A 16,015-nucleotide genomic window follows, 5' to 3' on the forward strand; every position below is an offset into this window, starting at 1 on the left:
ATTAGCCGTATTCTTTTATAAGTTATTTATATCTTTTTTGACTTGATAACCTTCATCGGTAACAATTTGCTCCAGTGTTGACACTCTTGCTTTTAATGCAGCAATCTCTGAGTGTAGCTCATCATGCACCTTTGTTCTTTGTGCGTCTATTTTTTTAAATTCCAAGCGGCGTTTATAGATTTCGCTAATTATTCCTCCACCAACACTAATAAGTACAATCAAAAAAACCATTGTAGTGCCTGACATAGCCAATTTACTCCTTTTTGTTGATAAGTAATATCATGACGAATTCATTGTAGTGACGATAAAAAATGGCATCATGATTTACCACCATGATGCCATTAAGTCATCTGTAAAGTGAACTGACAATTGTCAACTAGCACTCAATAATGTTTACCGCCAATCCACCGCGTGCGGTTTCCTTGTATTTAGTTTTCATATCGTTACCGGTATCAAGCATCGTTTTAATCACTTTATCTAGTGATACTTTTTGATCGCCCGTACCGCGCAAAGCAAGACGAGAAGCATTAATGGCTTTAATAGAACCCATTGCATTGCGCTCAATACACGGAACTTGCACAAGCCCACCGACAGGATCGCAGGTTAGGCCTAGATTATGCTCCATACCAATCTCAGCGGCGTTCTCAACGTGTACTACGTTACCACCCATGATTTCGGTAAGAGCGCCAGCAGCCATTGAACACGCAACACCTACTTCACCTTGGCATCCAACTTCAGCGCCAGATATAGAGGCATTCTTCTTATATAAGATCCCAATCGCCGCTGCGGTAAGTAGATAACGTGTGGCAATCTCTATATCCACTTCTTTGATAAAAGTGTGATAGTACATTAACACCGCTGGAAGAATACCGGCTGCACCATTGGTTGGTGCGGTTACTACGCGGCCGCCCGCTGCATTTTCTTCATTAACTGCAAGTGCAAACAAATCCACCCAATCCATTGCGCGCAGTGGATCTTGGTGCGTTTCTACACTGAGTTTTAAATACAGGCTAGGTGCACGACGACGAACCTTTAAACCGCCCGGTAAAATACCTTCGGTTTTCATACCACGTTCAATACAAGCTTTCATTACCTGCCAAATGTGGAATAGCGTTTCTTTGATTTCAGATTCTTTACGTAATGTTTTCTCGTTGGCCATCATTAACGAAGACACACTGAGACCAGACTCTTTACACATTTCCAGTAGTTCGGCGGCTGAATTGAATGGGTAAGGTGCCGGGTTTTCTGTTCTGATATCTAACGCAGCTTGCTTTTCAGCTTCAAAATTCTGATCGGTAACGATAAAGCCACCACCAATCGAATAGTAAATTTGGCTATGAGCAAGCTCTTCGCCTTTATACGCTTTGATTTCCATTGCATTGGAGTGCTTAGGCAGCGTTTTTCGACGGTGAAACACAATCGCGCCTTGCTTAGGAAATTTTACTTTATGTTGCTTGTCGAGATAGATAACCTGTTCATTTTCTATGGTTTCTAAGATCTCTGGTACTAGATCTGCATCTATGGTCTCAGGATCGTAACCCGCAAGTCCCAAAATAACAGCTTTGCCAGAGCCGTGGCCAATACCTGTTTGGCCTAAAGAGCCGAACAGTTCCACTTTCACCGAAGTGATATCATCAACGATGCCTTGTGCCTGAAGGTCTTGTACGAATAACCTAGAAGCACGCATTGGTCCCACTGTATGAGAGGAAGAAGGTCCAATACCGATACTAAACATATCGAATGCACTGATCATAAATTTTACTCACATTGCCTTTAAAACGGACGCCATCATAACGTGTCTACTTAGGGAAGTAACCCATAATCGGCAAAAGTATATGCCAGTTTTGCAGTAAGCATGATAGAAAGGTCCCTAATCTGCAAGGTGGAGGTGGATTTTATAAAAGGTCTTACCAGTTAAGGGCTAAAATAGGGCGGTGAACTGTTTGACGATTTTTGCCGTTGCGCCCCACAGTAAGCCATATGGTGTCATAAATCCGTCGAGTGAAACGGGTTTGCCTTTATTGGTAAAATGGAAGGTTCGCCAATTCTTGGCCATGCTTAATTGGTTTAATGGCACCGTAAATGTGTGTTGCACTTCGTCGCTTTGATTCACCCAAGTCGCATCTTGTTGTACAGAAGCAACAACGGGGGTGATTTGGTAGCCGGTGAGCGTTTGCATAAACGGCAATATGCCCAGTACTTGAGACTCAGAGATTGTCAGACCTATCTCTTCTTCGGTTTCGCGTAGTGCTGTGTTGATGATATTGCTATCTTGTTGTTCGACTTTGCCGCCAGGAAAGCAAATTTGACTCGGGTGGCTCGGTAATTCGCTGCTGCGTTTGCAAAACAACAGGTGGGCTCGAGTGTTTACATCAACAATAGGAATAAGCACCGCACTTTGCTTTAGAGTATGCAATGTGGTTGGTGTTTGCGCCATGATGGGCGCCAACATAAATTGCGATATTACCTGATCAATCTTCATTTAATACCGGGAGAATTTTATTCACTTTGTGGTAAGTCTCTTCAAACTCTAACTGTACTTGAGAGTCTTTGACTATGCCACCACCTGCCCAGCAATGTATCTTATTTTGATGACAAACTAGGGTTCTGATAGTGATAGAGGTATCCATGTTGCCACAGGCGCTGAGGTAACCGATTGAGCCGCAATAAACGCTACGTCTGTGAGGTTCGAGCTCTTCGATGATCTCCATGGCGCGGATCTTAGGTGCACCTGTTATGGAGCCACCGGGGAAGGCGGCTTCGAGTTGATCAACTGCACATTTTCCTTCTGCCAGTTTAGACGTTACCGTGCTTACTAGATGGTGAACAGCAGGGAAGCTCTCGATTGCGAAGAGTGATGGAACCGCGACAGAACCTGGCTTGGCCACTTTACCCAAGTCGTTACGTAGTAGGTCTACTATCATGACATTCTCGGCTCGGTCTTTGCTGCTGTTTCTCAGTTTCTCAGCTTGCGCTTTATCGGCGTCAGTATTTGGTAATCTTGGCAAGGTGCCTTTGATCGGCTTAGTTTCTACAATATTGTTTTTAACTTGGATGAAGCGCTCTGGTGACACAGAAACAATAGCACTATTGCCTAAGTTAAAAAATGCTGAGAAAGGCGCTTGGTTGTGGTTTCGAAGCTTTTTATACGCGAGCCACGGAGTTCCTTCAAAGTTAGCAGTGAATCGCTGTGCTAGGTTTATTTGATAACAGTCGCCACTTAACAAATAAGATTGAATGCGCTCAAAGTTTTGCTCGTATTGTGCTCTAGTCATGTTTGACTGCCACTGTGACGTCAGCCTAAATGGCTCGAACGCTGAGGTGTCCTCGAGCCGCTGCAAATACATCTCTAGCCTTTGTGTATTAGGTTGCGACACATAAAACCAAGCTTTGTGTACTTTGTCATAAATTAACGCGTCTGGATACAAGCCAACACAGGCGTCGGGTAGCTTAATATCATGTTCCGCACAATGTGGTATGTGTTCAATATAACGGCCGAGATCATAGCCAAAATAACCAAGCCAACCGCCGTTAAAAGGTAAATCATAAGGAGCACTGCAATTACTATACTGGGTAAGCTTATCTTTCATCACAGTAAATATAGATTCACTCTGCAGCTTGCCGTCTAAAAATACATTTCCGTCTTTAGCTTCAAGTAAATTAATTGGTGCAATCGCAATGATATCGTAGCGGCTATTGATGTGATCAGAATCGCTTGAATCTAACAGGATAGCCTGAGATCCGTTTGCAAAGTGTTCAAATAATTCTAGTGCATTGTGCCTAATGTCTAATTTCGTACAGTTTATTCGCTCGTTTATCATTTACTTGACCTGCAAAGCTAGCCCCAAACGGGCGGGGAGGTTATCATAGTTACCTGCTATTCCATAGTTTAAGGTATTGAAATTGACTTTCTGACGCTGAATAACAACAATTGCCAGCGAAAGTTTCAATACCAAAAAATACCGTCGAAAATTGAGGAACCGTCATGAGTACAATCCGTCAGCAAGACTTTATTGATAGCATTGAAGATGCGCTTCAATATATCTCATTTTACCACCCACTTGATTTTGTCCAAGCATTAGAAAAAGCCTACGAAAAAGAAGAAAGTAAGGCCGCGAAAGATGCAATTGCACAGATCTTAATTAACTCACGGATGTCAGCAGAAGGTAAGCGCCCGCTGTGTCAAGACACTGGGATAGTAACCTGCTTTGTTAAAGTCGGTATGGACGTTAAGTGGGATAAAACTGACTTGACGGTACAACAAATGGTAGATGAGGGAACTCGTCGTGCCTATATGAACCCAGATAACCCGCTACGTGCATCAATCGTTGCCGATCCGGCAGGTAGCCGTAAAAACACCAAAGACAATACGCCTTCGGTAGTACACATTGACTTAGTACCTGGTGCTGAAGTTGAAGTGATGATTGCAGCGAAAGGGGGCGGCTCTGAAAACAAAACTAAAATGGTGATGCTAAACCCATCAGATGATGTTGCAGAATGGGTAGAAAAAACATTACCGACAATGGGCGCTGGTTGGTGTCCTCCGGGCATGCTAGGGATAGGTATTGGTGGTACAGCAGAAAAAGCGGCTGTATTGGCAAAAGAGTCTTTAATGGATCCAGTTGATATCCATGAGCTGATGGAACGCGGTGCCGAAACCGCAGAAGAAAAACTGCGTCTAGAAATTTTTGAACGTGCAAACAAACTTGGTATTGGGGCACAAGGTCTTGGTGGTTTAACAACCGTTGTTGACGTTAAAATCAAAACAGCACCAACACACGCAGCGTCTAAGCCAGTGGTAATGATCCCTAACTGTGCCGCTACACGCCACGTACATTTCACACTAGATGGTTCAGGTCCTGCAGATCTAAAAGCACCAAAGCTCGAAGATTGGCCAGAAGTGACTTGGGAAGTAGGTGAAGATACGCGTCGTGTCAATTTAGATACTTTGACCAAAGCAGATATCCAAGAATGGAAAATGGGTGAAACTGTCCTGCTTTCTGGCAAGATCTTAACTGGTCGAGATGCAGCGCATAAACGTCTGCAAGAAATGATGAATTCTGGTCAAGGCTTGCCAGAAGGTGTCGATTTCACTAATAAGTTCATCTATTACGTGGGTCCTGTGGATGCTGTTGGCGATGAAGTCGTGGGACCTGCAGGTCCTACCACATCTACACGTATGGATAAGTTTACTGATCTAATGTTAGAGAAAACGGGTCTTATCGGCATGATCGGTAAAGCCGAGCGCGGTCCAGCAACTGTCGAGTCAATCAAACAGAATAAAGCCGTATACCTTATGGCTGTAGGTGGCGCAGCGTACTTAGTGGCTAAGGCAATTAAGAAATCTCGTGTTGTGGCGTTTGAAGACTTAGGTATGGAAGCTATTTATGAATTTGAAGTAGAAGACATGCCGGTGACGGTTGCCGTTGATAGCAATGGTGAGAATGCGCATACCCAAGGCCCTGCAATTTGGAAAGCACGAATTGAAGAGTTAGATAGCAAACTTAGTTGATCAGTTTTGCGTTAGTGGAGAGCATATAGGTACTTTCCACTTAAATATTTGTCTTCGGTGTTAAAGTGACGATCCGAAGCATTATTGAGGAGGCTAGCAGCCTCCTTTTTTGTACTGATATGTTTACAATGCTTATTAGCCTTCCGTTTACGTAAACAGTAACTTCAGAAAAGCTCAATAAGTTAAATTAAAATTCCTTTAAGGTTTTTATTTTTGGTTTGTTTTTCCTTTTTTTTCTTTTCTTTTGAATTAAATATTTGTATTTGCTTTGAATTGGGTTTATATCATCTCAATTTGTGGAATGGTGCTAGAGTTAGTGATAGAGTCTTGCCAATTTCAGCGCTATTTGCCCTTAGTGTGGTATTGAACGCAAAGTCACACCTAAGAGCTTACCCGTATGGGATAGATAATTTTTGGAGAAGAAGAAAGTGGCTGTATTTAACCAAGTTGAATTTGATAACCATGAACAAGTCGTATTCTGTTCAGACGAAGCATCAGGCCTTAAAGCTATTATCGCGGTACATAATACTAAGCTAGGTCCAGCTGTAGGTGGCTGTCGTCTATGGAATTATGCCTCTGATGAAGACGCAGTATATGATGTACTGCGTCTGTCTAAAGGGATGACATATAAGAATGCGGTTGCACGTTTACCATTTGGTGGTGGCAAATCTGTCATTATTGGCGATGCTAAGACTATCAAGTCAGAAGCGCTATTCAGAGCATTTGGTAAACACCTAGACCGCCTAGGTGGTAGTTACTATTCAGCTGAAGATGTAAACATCACAACCGGTGATGTAATGGTAATGCATAAAGAAACTAACTACGTAATGGGCCTCGAAGGTAAAAGCGGTAACCCTTCTCCATATACTGCGTTAGGCACATTCCTTGGAATTAAAGCAGCTTACCAACACAAGTATGGTCATCAAGATTTGGCTGGTATCAAAGTTGCCGTGCAGGGCTTGGGTGCAGTTGCTTACACTTTATGTAAGCACCTCCATGAAGCGGGTGCAGAGCTATTTGTTACTGATATCAACGAAGAGTCAGTACAAAGAGTGGTCAATGATTTCAATGCTACTGCTGTTGGTATTGATGAAATCTATGATCTAGATGTTGATGTATATGCGCCGTGTGCACTAGGTGCTACGGTAAATGACGATACTATTCCACGTATCAAAGCCACAATTATTGCAGGATGTGCAAACAACCAGCTTGCAGAGTCTCGTCATGGTGAGATCATTCGTGAAAAAGGTGTTCTTTATGCGCCAGATTACGTGATCAACGCTGGTGGAATCATCAATGTTTACTATGAAACAAAACCTGAAGGTTATGATGAGGCTGCAGCGACTAAACACGTAGAAGGCATCTACGACACGCTAACTGAAATTTTTAAGCGTTCTGAAGAAGAGAAAGTTTCAACGCATATTATTGCTGATGAATTAGCTCAAGAGATTATTGAAAACGGTCTATAATAAAAACGCCGTTTAATTACCAGAGAGGGGCATGAGCCCCTTTTTTTGTATGAAAAAGAAATTATCTCTTGATACTTGGCCCCGCCAAGAACATTTTTCCTTCTTCAATGATTTTACCCAGCCATATTTTACAGTCACCGTCAGCTTACAAATGGAAAGAGTTTATGAAATGAGTAAGCGTAATACAGTGCCGTTTTCTCTTAGCTGCCTGTATGCACTGCAGTTGGCTTTGCAAAGCTATGCGCCCATTCGTTACCGAATCGAAGCGGGGACAGTGGTCGAATATGATGTGGTAGAAATTAGTAGTGTTTTTCTGCGGGAGGATGAAACCTTCAGATTTGTAAGGCTTGCCCCTGAAACCGATTTCAAGCGCTTTATTAGTGCCAATTTGCATAGTAAAACTGAGCAATTAAATGGGCCGCTTGTCAGCGAGCAATTTTTAACGGAAAGTCAGGTGCCAAATTGCGTTCATGTATCTATACTTCCATGGCTATCTTTTTCCAGTTTTGGTCATGCAAGGCACAGTAGAGATGACTTCGGTATCCCAAAATTTGTGTTCGGAAAATACAATAAAGCAGATGGTACGATGCCATTTTGTATCGAAGTCCACCACGCCTTAATGGATGGCCTACACGTCGCTGAATTCGTTCAAATTCTACAGGAAAAAATAGATCAAGCGATTTGGGACAGATAAACAAATTTTGCGTTAGTTCGCAGAAGATGAAATAATTTGCGTTCTGTGCAATGAGTAATTTTGACTATACTACTGTTTTTATAGATTATTCATAAGTTCTATTTGGAATATCTATTCAATTTATTGGAATAAATCCGATGTAAAATATTGTAAACAGCGTATGCAAAAGGTTGGTTTTGCGAGGGTTGTGTATATTTTGCTGTGTTTTTGATGTTAATTTTTTGTTTTGTATATAATTATTACTTATTTATAGACAAAAAATGTTTTCACAGTGAAGTTGACACATCGTGTTGCATTTAGCATTATTGGACAGTTGATATCTGTCAAATGATATCAGGGTTGCTCTTACGTTGGTGAGAGCGCGAAAATTATAAAAGTAACATTACTTAATTGGTTGGGAACTATGTCTGTTAAAATCAGAAAGAGCCTTGTAGCTACGGCGCTTTTAGGCGCGACAGCTTTTGCAAGCAGCAATGTGATTGCAGATCCTTTGAATGACATACAAAAAGTAGGTCAACAAACTCAAACGGCTGCTAAAAAGTCTCAAGAAAAGATTGATAACCTTTACGGTCAGTCTCAAGAAATGATCGCGGAATACCGTGGTCTAGTTGAAGAAGCAGAACTGCTTAAAGTGTATAACGATCACGTTGCACGTCTTGTAGCGGATCAAAATGCAAGTATTGAGTCTCTTGAGCGTCAAATTGGTACTATTGACAAGACAAAACAGGACGTTGTGCCTTTGATGTATCGCATGATCGATACGCTTGAGCAATTCATCAAAGCGGACGTTCCGTTTAATCAAGAAACACGTCTAGATCGCGTTGAGAAACTTCGCAGCATCATGACTAACTCATCTGTAACTACTTCTGAGAAGTTCCGTCAAGTGCTTGAAGCTTACACGATTGAAACTGACTACAGTGCAACAATGATTGCGAGCCAAGGTTCTCTTGAACAAAACGGCAAAAACATCAATGTTGACTTCGCACGCCTTGGCCGTATCGCATACGTAGCTCAGTCGTTCGACCAAAAACATGCTTGGGTTTGGAACAACAACACTAAGCAGTGGGATCAACTTGGCGAAGAATATCTTAAGCCAGTTAAGAGCATGATCCGTATTGCACGTAAGCAAGCGGCTCCTGAACTTGTAAACCTACCTATCTTTGGCGCGGAGTAATTAATGATGAAGAAACTATTTAAAGGTTTTGCAGTTGCTGCAGCGTTAACAGTTTCTGCTGGTGCCGCGCTAAATGCACACGCAAACACTGAAGCCTTAGATAAAATCCTAGAACAGGTTAAACAAAACCGTATCTCTGAAGGCAAAATCAACAAACAACGTGAGCAAGAGTTTTTAAACGACCGTGCTGACAAACAGGCATTGTTGAACAAAGCGAAGCGTGAATTGGCTGCTGAGAAAGCACGTGGTGAGCGTTTAAATGAACAATTCAAGCAAAATGAAATCACACTTGCTGAAAAAGAAGTTGAGCTTGAAAATGCCAAAGGTACACTCGGTGAAATGTTCGGTGTTGTACGTCGTTCAGCTGCTGATGCCATCGGTTCAATCGAAGCTTCACTTGTAAGTGCTGAAAAGCCAGGACGTGCTGAAGTTCTTCGTTCACTAGCTGAAGCGAAAGAGCTGCCAACTACTCGTGAACTTGAAGACCTTTGGATTGCTTTCCAAACTGAAATGACTGAATCAGCTAAAGTAACTAAGTTTGAAGCTGAAGTTGCTGAGCTAAACGGTGACGTAAACGTTAAAGAAGTAACACGTGTTGGTAACTTCAACCTAGTCACTAAAGACGGCTACGTTATTTACGATCCTGAGAACAAGCAAATTGTTCCTCTTGGTAAGCAGCCAAGCGGTGAACTAGGTGGTGTTGAGCGTCTAATCGGTGCATCTGCTGATAAGTTTGTTATGTTTGCAGTTGACCCAACTCGTGGTTCATTATTACGACTTAATACTCAACGTGCAACGATGGAAGAGCGCTGGCACCAAGGTGACACGGTTGGTTACATCATTACAGCACTACTTATCTTAGGTGCATTGATTGCAATCGTTCGTATGCTAGACCTATTCATTGTTAGTGGTAAAATCAAAGCGCAAATCAAAAATGCAAATAACCCTAACACTAACAACCCACTTGGTCGTATCTTGAAAGTATATCACGACAACAAAGACCAAGACGTTGAAAACCTAGAGCTTAAGCTTGATGAAGCTATCCTACGTGAAACTCCGCGTATTGAGATGGGCGTAAACATCATCAAGATCCTAGCGGCCATCGCGCCACTACTAGGTCTATTAGGTACGGTTGTTGGTATGATCATGACATTCGAATCAATCACACTACATGGTACTGGTGATCCGAAGATCATGGCAGGTAACATCTCTCTAGCGCTAGTAACAACAGCACTAGGTCTTATTGCAGCTCTACCTCTGATTCTACTTCATGCTGTTGTACATGGTCGTAGTAAAGCGGTTCTACACATCCTAGATGAGCAAAGCGCAGGTATTGTTGCTACTCACGCGGAGAAGGAGAAAGCCTAATGTTAGTCCTGATGGAGATATGGGAATCTATCAGGGATTTTGTTGCTACAGGCGGCGATGTATTGTACGTGGTCGCAATGGCACTCTTTCTAATGTGGGTTTTAATGATTGAGCGCTATTGGTTCCTACTCGGCGAATTTCCTAAAATGCATAAGGAAATCGTCGCTAAGTGGGACGCCCGGCAAGATACTACGTCTTGGTACGCACACAGAATCCGCGATGCTTGGATTTCTGAAGTGTCTGAAAAATTAGATGAGCGCATGTTGATTATCAAAACATTGGTTGCAATGTGTCCATTAATCGGTCTTTTAGGTACAGTGACAGGTATGATCACCGTATTTGAAACAATGGCTACTCAAGGTACGGGTAACGCTCGATTAATGGCTTCAGGCATTTCAATGGCTACGGTACCAACAATGGCTGGAATGGTTGCGGCACTATCAGGTGTTTTCTTTAGCACGCGTCTAGAAGCACGTGCGAAAATGGCTAAAGAGAAGCTAGTTGATAGCTTGCCTCATCACTAGAGAGAGATTGAACTATGGCACGTAAACAACGTTTTCGTGAAGAGGAAGATGCAGCAGTAGATATGACGCCGATGCTAGACATCGTATTCATTATGCTTATCTTCTTCATCGTAACCACTTCTTTTGTTAAAGAAGCTGGTATTGAGGTTAACAAGCCAAAAGCGGCACAAGCACAAAAAACCAAAAACGCGAACATCTTTATCGCAATCCGTGAAAACGGTGAGATTTGGATGGATAAGCGCCAGGTTGATGTTGAGCGTGTAAGTGCAAACCTTGAAAGTCTAATGGCTGAACAGCCTACTGACGTGATTATTATTCAAGCCGACAAAGGTGCGAAACACGGCGTAGTTGTTAAGGTTATGGACCAAATTAAAGCGACTGGCGACAACTTGAAGATTTCAATAGCTGGAGATCAGTAATGATTCGACTTCTGTTTTCACTTCTAGCAGGTGGGGCAGTAACTCTCGGCTTGTTCTTTTTCATGTCATATCTTATCTCCGGAGGAGCAGATAGGGCAGATGTACAAAAGGAACAAATCGTAGTCGAGATTATGTCGAATCCGCCTGAATCAAAGGTGCAGCAGCGGAAGCGCGTCCCGCCTCCGCCGCCGCCACCGCCAAAGCAGCCGCCTAAACCGCAGCCGCCTCAGCCTGACACGGCTGATCCGACTGCAGGAAATATCGGCTTTAATATGCCTAGTATTGATCTAGGTGGAACCGCAGGTGGTTTATCTGGACCTGGTGAGTTTGGTCGTGACGGTGATGCAACACCAATCGTTCGAATCGAGCCAAAATATCCACCTCAAGCTGCTCGTGATGGCAAAGAAGGTTGGGTACGTTTATCATTCACAATCAATGAGCTTGGTGGAGTTGACGATATTGAAGTTATCGACGCTGAACCGAAGCGCATCTTTGACCGTGAAGCAAAACGTGCACTACGCAAGTGGAAATACCGTCCTAAGGTTGTTGACGGTAAGCCACAAAAGCAACCTGGCATCACAGTTCAGCTTGACTTTAAGTTAAACCAAGATTAAGGAGGCAGGACATGAAAAGTTTACCTAAATTTACAGCTCTTGCTCTCTTGATAGCGTTAACTGGTGGTATTTACTCAAGCTCAGTTTCTGCAGCGCCTAACTATGAAGAAATAGAGAAGCGCAAAGCGGCAAAAACTAAGATCATGGGTGAGCGTGTAGGTAAAAAAGTTGCTAAAGCGTTCGAACTCTATAATGAAGAAAAGGTCGATGAAGCAATTGCAATGCTTCGCGAACTTGATCCTTCAGATGATTTCGATAAAGCGACAGTCAACCGTTACCTCGGCCAGCTTTATGCTCAAAAGGAAAACTACGCCGAAGCGATTAAATACTCACGTCTAGCCATTGCGCCTGACGCGCTTAACTTCAAAGAGCAAGGCGATTTGATGAAGCTGTTAGGTGACCTTTTGCTTGGTACTGAAAAGTACGCAGAAGGCATTAAGGCTTATGAAGCGTGGATGGACTTTACTGGTGAAAATGACGCCAAAGTATATGGTCGTATCGCTCAAGCTTATTATGAGTTGAAGCAATATACGAATGTGATTGCTCCAGCTGATAAAGCGATTGCGGGTGTAGAAGAGCCTAATAAGCAATACTACCTGATGAAAGTTGCGGCGTACTTTGAATTAAAACAGTTCAAAAAGGCTGTAGAGGTTGGTGAAGAGTTAGTACGTGTTTTCCCTGAAGACCCGAAAGCTTGGACACAACTGGGTGGTTTTTATTTGCAAACCGAAGATTACAGCAAAGGTATGACTGTAATGAAGGTGGCGTATAAAAAAGGTTATTTTGAAAAAGAGAATGATTATAAGATTCTTGGAAGCTTATACTCTTTAACAGAAGATCCTTGGCGTGCAGCTCAAACGTTCGAAAAAGCGATCAAAGATGGCAAAATTGAACGAACAAAGCAGAACGTAACAGCGCTTGCAAGTTACTACCACCAAGCTAAACATATCAGCGATGCTGCTAAATATTACGAAGAAGCTGCGAAGTTTGACAATGACGCAGAACTTTATGGTAAAGCAGGTAGTCTTTTACTTCAGGATCAGCAGTTTAGTGCAGCTATTGTGAGACTAAACAAGGCGTTAGAGCTCGGTACTGAGAAAAAAGGCAATACCTATACAGACTTGGCTGAAGCTTATTTCTATCAGGATAAGTTTAAGCAAGCTTACTCTGCAATTTTGAAAGCGCAGGAAGATCCCCGCACTAGCAAATTTGCTAAAAGTTGGTCTGGTTTTATCAAAGATAAAGCACAGCGTAGAGGCGTAAGTCTCTAGTAAAAAAGCCCCGAAAGGGGCTTTTTTGATTCTAAATTTTAATGTGGAACTATGAAAAAGCATTTACTGATCTGTTTTACTTTGGCTACGCTTATATTCCTTTTTGGCTGTACTGAACAGAAGCAAACTGTAAGTTACCAAGAGCTCAGAACTTCACTACTTTCTCTTAATAATGGTTTAAGCAAGCCCTCGGACGATGAAATTAGTGTATTACCGTTCACAGAAGCTTACTTACAACTAAGGCATGCCTTATTATCTAGTGAGTTGAATGAACCAGATGTTATGGCTCATAAAGAGTTAGATTATTTAAGAATTCAGGAAAGATATCCTGAACGCTACTTGCCTTGGCCTGCTTACATATCAGTGCTGGCAAATGTTAAAAATAAAGTAAGTAGCAATGAACTTGGAAAGTGGCTTGCGTTTGTAGAAGTAAAACTAAAAGAGGCCGATGAAAGTAATATTCGCTTGAACCGGTTAGAGCGAGATACTTTAATGCTCCAACTTGAAAGTTCGGATATTGACGCACCATCACGTTCGGCCTTGTTAGCTTATCTGAGTAATTATAAACCAAGAGCTATGCTTGGACTCCATCAACTACCTAACGGAAAAGAATGGTATCAATCAAAGCTCAATTTTTATGGGGCTATTCAAGATTCACCTACTAAAGTTTTGGCGACGTTATCAAAGTTTGATGATCAAAATAGCAAAGCGAATGTGCTCAAGGTAATGCCTGATACTCAACAACCTTATATTCTGGAATTATTGCCGGCTAACTGCCAAAGAATTGCAGGGCTCAACTGGCGAGATGGGTTTATTAATGTGCCTTCGACCGTAGCAAAATGTACAAAGGCAATAGAGCAACATAAAGCGCTAATCGTGACTTTGATGGCGGTGGATTTGGGAATTCATTATCAAGGGTGGTCACAAAAGCAAGCATTTGTTGCGCTTAACTCAAAACTAGCGCTGAATGAACAACAAGCACAACAATTGATTGCTAATCTTGTCTATTTCCCAGCGACTATTTTTGCTGCATATCCCCACTTTTTAAAGCCTTAGTCTTACAACTGCGACAGCGTTGGGTTGCTGGATCGTGTTCTAGCAACTCAAGTTCTATTGTCTGCTCGCAATCACAGCAATACCCGAACTGACCGATTTCCATTTGGCATAATGCCGCTTCGACTTTCATCAATCTATCATAGAGTGGAAATTGCTCAGGATTTATCTTCTCCATCACAATATCAAGCCACTTATTAGGTGGGTTAAGCTCTAAGGTATTGGCAAGATTATGAGTAAACTCATTGGGTGAAGCTTTTAACTCTCCCAAGAAGTCGCTTCTAAGTGTGGCAAGTTCTGCTTGTAGGCTTTGTTCGTAGTGTTGTGTGTTTTCATTCATGGGCGCTCTCCTATCCGACACCCCATTATCATTTCAGTCAAACTTCACTGTTATGATTTGAATCAATGTCTGGAGACATTGCATATTTCTGCAACACCTTCATGACGTCATCTTTGCTTTTAAGCGTTTTGATTTCATCAAAAAGAACATGTGCGCCGTCATACTGACGTTTCAGATAACTGAGCCATTGTTTTGTTCTAGCCGAAAAGTACTTTTCACTCATATTCTCATCTTGATGCATGGAAGAGTGGAGGATATGGTAGACCACGTTTTCCCATGTAAGCGGAGTATAATGAGTTCCGCTAACATGCGCTTTGATTTTTGCTGCCAAATCGGGGGTGGCTAGCGCACCGCGACCAAGCATCAAATCTTGGCATTGGCTACGTGTTTGGCAGAGTAGTGCATCTTCAACTTGCCAAATTTCACCGTTAGCAACGACAGGAATGGTTAACCTTGATAATAAAGAGGGGATCTTTTCCCAGTACGCTGGCGGTTTGTAGCCATCTCGCTTGGTCCGTGCATGTATTGCCAAACTCGACGCACCACCTTGCTGGACCGCATCGACAATTTCAGTGCTATTGGCATCATCATCAAAGCCAAGGCGTATTTTGGCACTTACTTGATGCTTTTCTGGTACCGCATCTCTAACCGCTTTAATGATTTGATAGATTTGCTCAGGCTCTTTCAGTAAAACCGCGCCGCCACGGCTTTTATTCACGGTTTTTGCAGGACAACCAAAGTTCAAATCAACACCATGAGAGCCAAGCTTTACGGCCTTTCGTGCATTTGCAGCAAGCGCATGGGGAACCTGACCTAGAAGCTGTACTCTAACCGGTGTTCCGGCTCTGGTATAACCACCATTTAATAGTTCAGGACAGTATCTAGTAAATACCCTACGTGGAAAGGTGAGATCAACGACGCGAATAAATTCAGTGACACAAAGATCAAAGCCGCCGAGATCTGTGAGTAATTCGCGCATTTTAAAATCAACTACACCTTCCATCGGCGCCAGAACAAGCTTCATGTGTTAACCTTCAGATACAACAAAAATAAAATGAGTCACTGATGACTCATCGAAAAGCGCGACATTTTAGCTAATTGTTTGCTGCAAGTCATCAGCAGCCCCTAGTTATCCGCAAATAGCAAAAAGACAACAGATGGACTATAACTGGATGTAAACCAAAACTTAGCGAATTGGTATTACAGCTAAAATTTTTAAACGTTTAGCGAAATAAATATTTAGACGTTTGGGTCTACTTATTGAATCTACTATTTCTGAGAGAGCAAACATTATGAATACCGTTAAAAAGAACTCTATTGCCCTTACTTTAAGCGCTGTTGTTGCGGGTACCGCGGGGTTAACCGCGACGGACGCAAGTGCTAATCCATTTAGTTTTGAAACAATGACTGCCGGTTATCAACTTGACGCTGGTGAAGGCAAATGCGGCGAAGGCAAATGCGGTGGCGATGCTAAAGGCAAAAAAGAAGGTAAGTGCGGCGAAGGCAAATGCGGTGGTGACGCCAAAGGTAAGAAAGAAGGTAAGTGCGGCGAAGGCAAATGTGGTGGCGACGCTAAA

At 42.5% G+C, this 16,015-nt stretch carries 16 protein-coding genes and 1 pseudogene; 11 read left to right on the plus strand and 6 right to left on the minus strand.

The window, feature by feature from the left end; all coding sequences use genetic code 11:
• Window positions 1–15: 15 nt before the first annotated feature.
• The 4 genes from MHN32_RS03790 to pabB all read right to left on the minus strand — a co-directional run bounded on the left by MHN32_RS03790 (window position 16) and on the right by pabB (window position 3,821).
• A complete protein-coding gene (locus MHN32_RS03790) occupies window positions 16–246 on the minus strand; it encodes a hypothetical protein (protein WP_239420925.1) in 231 nt (76 codons plus the stop codon).
• A gap of 130 nt (window positions 247–376) precedes the next feature.
• On the minus strand, window positions 377–1,753 hold the full coding sequence (locus MHN32_RS03795) for an L-serine ammonia-lyase (RefSeq protein WP_010606395.1): 1,377 nt from the start codon (window positions 1,751–1,753) through the stop codon (window positions 377–379).
• A 168-nt stretch (window positions 1,754–1,921) separates the two neighbouring features.
• Window positions 1,922–2,482, minus strand: coding sequence for a CoA pyrophosphatase (locus MHN32_RS03800; protein WP_239420927.1), 561 nt, complete (start codon window positions 2,480–2,482; stop codon window positions 1,922–1,924).
• Complete coding sequence (gene pabB, locus MHN32_RS03805; protein ID WP_239420929.1) at window positions 2,472–3,821, minus strand: aminodeoxychorismate synthase component I; 1,350 nt, start codon at window positions 3,819–3,821, stop codon at window positions 2,472–2,474. The genes MHN32_RS03800 and pabB overlap by 11 nt, the downstream gene beginning before the upstream one ends.
• A gap of 164 nt (window positions 3,822–3,985) precedes the next feature.
• On the opposite strand from pabB, the gene MHN32_RS03810 reads away from it, so the two are divergent.
• From MHN32_RS03810 to MHN32_RS03855, 10 genes are all read left to right on the plus strand, one after another.
• Entirely contained in the window at window positions 3,986–5,512 is a 1,527-nt protein-coding gene (locus MHN32_RS03810) for a fumarate hydratase (RefSeq protein ID WP_010606398.1), read from the plus strand.
• A gap of 428 nt (window positions 5,513–5,940) precedes the next feature.
• Window positions 5,941–6,981: a Glu/Leu/Phe/Val dehydrogenase gene (locus MHN32_RS03815; RefSeq protein WP_239420931.1), complete on the plus strand. Its 1,041-nt coding sequence runs from the start codon at window positions 5,941–5,943 to the stop codon at window positions 6,979–6,981.
• Window positions 6,982–7,030: 49 nt separating this feature from the next.
• Window positions 7,031–7,675: a CatA-like O-acetyltransferase gene (locus MHN32_RS03820; protein WP_174168571.1), complete on the plus strand. Its 645-nt coding sequence runs from the start codon at window positions 7,031–7,033 to the stop codon at window positions 7,673–7,675.
• Window positions 7,676–8,078: 403 nt separating this feature from the next.
• Window positions 8,079–8,849 carry a DUF3450 domain-containing protein gene (locus MHN32_RS03825; RefSeq protein ID WP_010606401.1) on the plus strand — a complete coding sequence of 257 codons (771 nt, stop codon included), beginning with the start codon at window positions 8,079–8,081 and terminating at the stop codon, window positions 8,847–8,849.
• Window positions 8,850–8,855: 6 nt separating this feature from the next.
• Window positions 8,856–10,217 (plus strand): MotA/TolQ/ExbB proton channel family protein, encoded by a 1,362-nt coding sequence (locus tag MHN32_RS03830; protein WP_029215858.1) that lies wholly within the window; start codon window positions 8,856–8,858, stop codon window positions 10,215–10,217.
• Window positions 10,217–10,741 (plus strand): MotA/TolQ/ExbB proton channel family protein, encoded by a 525-nt coding sequence (locus MHN32_RS03835; RefSeq protein ID WP_010606403.1) that lies wholly within the window; start codon window positions 10,217–10,219, stop codon window positions 10,739–10,741. The genes MHN32_RS03830 and MHN32_RS03835 overlap by 1 nt, the downstream gene beginning before the upstream one ends.
• A 14-nt stretch (window positions 10,742–10,755) precedes the next feature.
• Window positions 10,756–11,160, plus strand: coding sequence for a biopolymer transporter ExbD (locus MHN32_RS03840; RefSeq protein WP_010606404.1), 405 nt, complete (start codon window positions 10,756–10,758; stop codon window positions 11,158–11,160).
• Window positions 11,160–11,774: a TonB family protein gene (locus MHN32_RS03845; protein WP_010606405.1), complete on the plus strand. Its 615-nt coding sequence runs from the start codon at window positions 11,160–11,162 to the stop codon at window positions 11,772–11,774. The genes MHN32_RS03840 and MHN32_RS03845 overlap by 1 nt, the downstream gene beginning before the upstream one ends.
• 11 nt (window positions 11,775–11,785) lie before the next feature.
• Entirely contained in the window at window positions 11,786–13,045 is a 1,260-nt protein-coding gene (locus MHN32_RS03850; protein ID WP_174168572.1) for a tetratricopeptide repeat protein, read from the plus strand.
• Between the two features lie 264 nt (window positions 13,046–13,309).
• Window positions 13,310–14,101 carry a hypothetical protein gene (locus tag MHN32_RS03855; RefSeq protein ID WP_239420936.1) on the plus strand — a complete coding sequence of 264 codons (792 nt, stop codon included), beginning with the start codon at window positions 13,310–13,312 and terminating at the stop codon, window positions 14,099–14,101.
• Here MHN32_RS03855 and MHN32_RS03860 read toward each other — a convergent pair.
• Both MHN32_RS03860 and MHN32_RS03865 read right to left on the minus strand, forming a co-directional pair.
• Window positions 14,064–14,438, minus strand: a complete 375-nt coding sequence (locus tag MHN32_RS03860) for a TraR/DksA C4-type zinc finger protein (protein WP_010606408.1) — start codon at window positions 14,436–14,438, stop codon at window positions 14,064–14,066. The two genes, MHN32_RS03855 and MHN32_RS03860, sit on opposite strands and share 38 nt — an antisense overlap.
• Before the next feature lie 37 nt (window positions 14,439–14,475).
• Window positions 14,476–15,462, minus strand: a complete 987-nt coding sequence (locus tag MHN32_RS03865) for a tRNA-dihydrouridine synthase (RefSeq protein ID WP_102056513.1) — start codon at window positions 15,460–15,462, stop codon at window positions 14,476–14,478.
• A gap of 268 nt (window positions 15,463–15,730) precedes the next feature.
• Between MHN32_RS03865 and MHN32_RS03870 the strand changes: the two are divergent.
• A pseudogene (locus tag MHN32_RS03870) lies at window positions 15,731–16,015 on the plus strand (hypothetical protein); the annotation flags it as partial.

It is taken from the genome of Pseudoalteromonas sp. Of11M-6 (genome assembly GCF_022347905.1).
Classification (GTDB): Bacteria; Pseudomonadota; Gammaproteobacteria; order Enterobacterales; family Alteromonadaceae; genus Pseudoalteromonas.

Bases quoted from the DNA above. Each gene is read 5' to 3' on its own strand.
- MHN32_RS03865 (WP_102056513.1), bottom strand. From the start codon at position 15,462: ATGAAGCTTGTTCTGGCGCCGATGGAAGGTGTAGTTGATTTTAAAATG.
- MHN32_RS03800 (WP_239420927.1), bottom strand. From the start codon at position 2,482: ATGAAGATTGATCAGGTAATATCGCAATTTATGTTGGCGCCCATCATG.
- MHN32_RS03795 (WP_010606395.1), bottom strand. From the start codon at position 1,753: ATGATCAGTGCATTCGATATGTTTAGTATCGGTATTGGACCTTCTTCC.
- MHN32_RS03845 (WP_010606405.1), top strand. From the start codon at position 11,160: ATGATTCGACTTCTGTTTTCACTTCTAGCAGGTGGGGCAGTAACTCTC.
- pabB (WP_239420929.1), bottom strand. From the start codon at position 3,821: ATGATAAACGAGCGAATAAACTGTACGAAATTAGACATTAGGCACAAT.
- MHN32_RS03860 (WP_010606408.1), bottom strand. From the start codon at position 14,438: ATGAATGAAAACACACAACACTACGAACAAAGCCTACAAGCAGAACTT.
- MHN32_RS03850 (WP_174168572.1), top strand. From the start codon at position 11,786: ATGAAAAGTTTACCTAAATTTACAGCTCTTGCTCTCTTGATAGCGTTA.
- MHN32_RS03840 (WP_010606404.1), top strand. From the start codon at position 10,756: ATGGCACGTAAACAACGTTTTCGTGAAGAGGAAGATGCAGCAGTAGAT.
- MHN32_RS03835 (WP_010606403.1), top strand. From the start codon at position 10,217: ATGTTAGTCCTGATGGAGATATGGGAATCTATCAGGGATTTTGTTGCT.
- MHN32_RS03810 (WP_010606398.1), top strand. From the start codon at position 3,986: ATGAGTACAATCCGTCAGCAAGACTTTATTGATAGCATTGAAGATGCG.
- MHN32_RS03830 (WP_029215858.1), top strand. From the start codon at position 8,856: ATGAAGAAACTATTTAAAGGTTTTGCAGTTGCTGCAGCGTTAACAGTT.
- MHN32_RS03820 (WP_174168571.1), top strand. From the start codon at position 7,031: ATGAAAAAGAAATTATCTCTTGATACTTGGCCCCGCCAAGAACATTTT.
- MHN32_RS03790 (WP_239420925.1), bottom strand. From the start codon at position 246: ATGTCAGGCACTACAATGGTTTTTTTGATTGTACTTATTAGTGTTGGT.
- MHN32_RS03825 (WP_010606401.1), top strand. From the start codon at position 8,079: ATGTCTGTTAAAATCAGAAAGAGCCTTGTAGCTACGGCGCTTTTAGGC.